We start from the raw sequence: 3,749 nt of genomic DNA on the forward strand, positions 1-3,749 counted from the left end.
CGCCCCCCCCGCCCGGCCGGCGCGCCGCCGCCCCCCCCCCCCCCCCCCCCCCCACGCATCACGCCTGCCGCATGACGTATGACGGTTGACGCATGACGCACACTCCCCGGCAAGCTTCGTGCATTCTCCGCTGACCGGGCACTGGAGCGTGGCCCACACGAGTCCGGTACCGGAGAGGCGGGAGCGATGCAACGGCAGGCAGTTGAGTCGAGCATGATCCGGTCGGTCGGGTACGATCCGCAGCACCAGATCCTGGAGATCGAATTCGTCAAGAGCGGTGATGTCTACCAGTACCGCGACGTCCCGCAGCCGGTCTACCAGGACCTGCTCACGGCAACGTCACACGGCCAGTACTTCCAGGCGCACATCCGAGGGGAGTACCCCTACCAGAAGCTGCCGCGCCACTAACCGCCATGAGCGGCCCGCGCGGGCAACGACGGCGTGCTACGATATCCGCGCAGCCCCGTCTTGGCGACTAGAAAGGGCAGCCATGCGCGCAGATCAACCCGCCATGCCCGCGCTCGAAGGCACCATCGCCCGCTGGGCCGCCGCGAGACCCGACGTCCAGGCGCTGGTCGTAGTCGGCTCCTACGCGCGCACCGACTCGCCGGCGGATCCGTGGTCCGACCTCGACCTGGTCCTGTTCGCGGACGACCCAACCCCGTACCTGGAGTCCACCGGCTGGCTCGACGCCATCGCGCCGCCGCGAATCACCTTCACCGAACCGACCGCGCTCGGGATCGGCCGGGAGCGCCGCGTGCTCTTCGAGGGCGGGCTCGATGTCGACTTCACCCTCGTGCCCGCAACCTGGCTCGATGCGCTCGATCCCGAGCACGGGGACCAGGCGCTGCGGGCGGCCGTTGCCCCGGTGGTGGCGCGGGGCTACCGGATCCTGATCGACCGCGATGGCCGGCTGAGCCGCGTGCTGACCGGGCTGAAGGGCGCCTCGCCCCCCTCTCCGCCGCTGCCCAGCCCGGAGGAGATGGACGAACTGATCCAGGACTTCTGGTACCACGCCGTCTGGACCGCCCGGAAGCTGCGGCGCGGTGAACTGTGGGTCGCCCTGCGCTGCTGCGACGGCTACATGAAAACCCTCCTGCTACGGATGCTGGAGTGGGACGCGCACGCGCGCGATCCGCACGTGGACACCTGGCATGAAGGCCGCTTCCTGGAACGGTGGGCCGATCCACGAACCCTCTCGCACCTGCGCAGCGCCTTCTCCCGCTACGACGAGAGCGCCGTCTGGCTCGCTCTCATGAACACCATGGACCTCTTCCGCGGGGTTGCCGGGGACACCTGCGCGCGGCTGGGATACACCTACCCCACCGAGGTGGACCGCTACGCGAGCCGCCTGGTCGAGCAACTGGCACGTCCCCAAGGACGCCAATCGATTGGATAAGCGCCTGCCCACCACGCCCCAGGTGGGCAGGGCACCCGCTGCGCATCCTCAAAAGCGGTACAATGTGTACGAACACCCGCGCCACCACGGTGGCGGGTTCACCTCCCGACCGCGGCCGGCTCACGCGTAGAGCACCGGCCGTCGTAACGAAATGGTCCACGCCGGAGTTATCAATAGTGAACGTACACTCGGCGGCCACCGGAACGGTCGCACGGCGGGAACGGGTGGGAAAGGTTCGTCGATGCGTCGTGTTCTCAGAACGATCGGCCTGGCACTGCTGGTCGCCGCCCTCGGCGGCACCGGTATCCTGAGCCTGGCCTCGCTTGGCCCGATCGCCCGCAGCGACTTCACTACCACACGCGACCCGCTGGCCGCGGCGGCCGCACCGCAGGAGTCGGCCGAGGCGCTGCCGGTCGTGACCCCAACCCCGACTCCGGCTCCCGAGCCGGCTGGGATCGGCGGCAATACGACCGACCTGCGGTGGGAAGTCGCCATCCGCACCCCCGATGGAGCGCGCGTCGGCGTGGTGACGGCTGACGCCGTGAACATCCGGTCCGCGCCGGGACTGGACGCCCAGATCGTCGGGACCGCCTTCGGCCGCCACCCCGTCCCTATCTACGACGAAGTGCCGGGGGATCCGGTCGACGGCAACCCCACGTGGTACCGCATCGGCCCGGACCGCTACATCAGCGCGGCGATGGTCGCGCCCTTCATCCCGACCCCGCCGGAGCAGACCTTCCCCGGCCACTGGGTGGACGTGAATCTCTCAAGCTTCTACGCCGTGGCCTACGACGGCGGCACACCGATCTATGCGGCGATCATCACCGCCGGGCGCGACGGCAAGACGCCGACCGGGGTCTTCGAGGTGTTCCAGCGCGTACGCCGCGAGACGATGGACTCGACGACGGTCGGCATTCCGGAGGACGACCCGCGGTACTACTACCTGGAAGAAGTCGAGTACACCCAGTACTTCAAGGAAGGGGGCTACGCGCTGCATGAGAACTACTGGACGCCCCCGTCCGCCTTCGGCGGCTTCGGCAGCAACGGCTGCATCGGCCTGCTCGAGCCCGATGCCGCGTTCCTCTGGGACTTCCTGGACATCGGGTCCACGGTGAGCATTCACTACTGATGCGTCATGCGTCATGCGTCATGCGTCATGCGTGATGCGTCCCCCTCACCCCCGACCCCTCTCCCACGAGGGGAGAGGGGAGATACACGCAACACGCAACACGGAACACACAGTACGCACTACGGGTGACGCATGACGCATGACGCATGACGCGTCCCCTCACTGCCACCGCAGCGCCGCACGGGCGGCCCAGTACCGTTCCGGTGGCTCGGCCAGGGTGGCGAGCGCGGCGCGGGCAGGTTCGTCCAGATGCACGTCGAGAGCGGCGACGTTCGAGCGCAGGTGCTCGATCGTCGCGGCGCCCGAGAGGACGCAGTCGGCCCAGGGCTGATCGAGGACTGCGGCCAACGCCAGTTGATCGATCGTGCAGCCGAGCCGCGCCGCCTCCCGCTCCAAGACGGCTCGGCCGGCGCGGAAGTCCGGGTCGGTATTGCGCGGTGTCAGCCTGCCGTTGGCCAACGCTTCCTTGACGATCACGCCCATCCCCGCCTGCCGCACGTGCGCCAGCAGCGGGCCGATTGACGGCTCCAGCACGTTCCACGTCGCCTGCACGCTGTCGAAGAGGCGCCGGCCGTCACGTTCGATGGCGAAGGCCCGCTCTAACGTGCGCGCCGAGTCCGGCCCGCTGAGCGTCAGGCCCACGGCCCGGACGGCACCGCTTTCCTTCAGACGTGCCAGCTCATCGAGCACTTCCGGCCGGTCGAGCACCCCGGAGTCCTCGGTCGCGCTGTGGATCTGGTAGAGATCGAGGTAGTCGCCAAGCCGCTCCCGGCTCTCCGCGAACTGGCGCTGCAGCGTCGGCAGGGTGTGGTCCTTGACCTCGTGAACCTCGGCATCGACTCGCCAGCCGGCGGTGTAGGTGTAACCCCACTTGCTCCCGACCGTGCACGCGGCCGGGTCAATCCCCCGTGCCCGCAGCCACGAGCCGAGGAACTCCTCGCCGCGGCCGTAACTGCGCGCGGCATCGAAGTAGCGGAGCCCGGCGGCCCAAGCGGCGTCGAGCACCGCATGCGCGTGGCGCTCCATCGCCTCCACGTCGTAGCGACGGCCCAGATCGTCCGCGTGACCCAGGGTGATGTAGCCCGGGCGCCCCAACGCCGCCATCCCCAGGCCCATCCGCGTGACCATGAGCCCGCTATCCCCGAGCCCACGAGACGCTCATGAATCTCGTATTCCGTGATCAGCTTGAAAAAAAAAATGGGGGGGGGGGGGGGGGGGGGG

The 3,749-nt window shown here is 69.0% G+C and carries 4 protein-coding genes; 3 read left to right on the plus strand and 1 reads right to left on the minus strand.

All coding sequences use genetic code 11. The annotated features are described in order from the left end of the window. Positions 1 to 186 precede the first annotated feature (186 nt). The 3 genes from IRZ30_RS16295 to IRZ30_RS16305 all read left to right on the plus strand — a co-directional run bounded on the left by IRZ30_RS16295 (position 187) and on the right by IRZ30_RS16305 (position 2,528). Complete coding sequence (locus tag IRZ30_RS16295) at positions 187 to 408, plus strand: KTSC domain-containing protein (protein ID WP_294086668.1); 222 nt, start codon at positions 187 to 189, stop codon at positions 406 to 408. 82 nt (positions 409 to 490) lie between these two features. Next, complete coding sequence (locus IRZ30_RS16300) at positions 491 to 1,399, plus strand: aminoglycoside 6-adenylyltransferase (RefSeq protein ID WP_294086670.1); 909 nt, start codon at positions 491 to 493, stop codon at positions 1,397 to 1,399. A 241-nt stretch (positions 1,400 to 1,640) separates the two neighbouring features. After that, entirely contained in the window at positions 1,641 to 2,528 is an 888-nt protein-coding gene (locus IRZ30_RS16305) for a L,D-transpeptidase family protein (RefSeq protein ID WP_294086672.1), read from the plus strand. Between the two features lie 159 nt (positions 2,529 to 2,687). Here IRZ30_RS16305 and IRZ30_RS16310 read toward each other — a convergent pair whose 3' ends face one another. After that, the gene (locus tag IRZ30_RS16310; RefSeq protein WP_294086674.1) at positions 2,688 to 3,656 is read right to left on the minus strand and encodes an aldo/keto reductase; all 969 of its coding nucleotides are present in this window, start codon (positions 3,654 to 3,656) and stop codon (positions 2,688 to 2,690) included. Positions 3,657 to 3,749: the final 93 nt, after the last annotated feature.

This window comes from Sphaerobacter sp., assembly GCF_019683595.1.
Lineage (GTDB): Bacteria > Chloroflexota > Chloroflexia > Thermomicrobiales > Thermomicrobiaceae > Sphaerobacter.

What these genes read in the sequence shown, in the direction of transcription:
- IRZ30_RS16300 (WP_294086670.1), top strand. Translation starts at nt 491, where the DNA reads ATGCGCGCAGATCAACCCGCCATGCCCGCGCTCGAAGGCACCATCGCC.
- IRZ30_RS16305 (WP_294086672.1), top strand. Translation starts at nt 1,641, where the DNA reads ATGCGTCGTGTTCTCAGAACGATCGGCCTGGCACTGCTGGTCGCCGCC.
- IRZ30_RS16295 (WP_294086668.1), top strand. Translation starts at nt 187, where the DNA reads ATGCAACGGCAGGCAGTTGAGTCGAGCATGATCCGGTCGGTCGGGTAC.
- IRZ30_RS16310 (WP_294086674.1), bottom strand. Translation starts at nt 3,656, where the DNA reads ATGGTCACGCGGATGGGCCTGGGGATGGCGGCGTTGGGGCGCCCGGGC.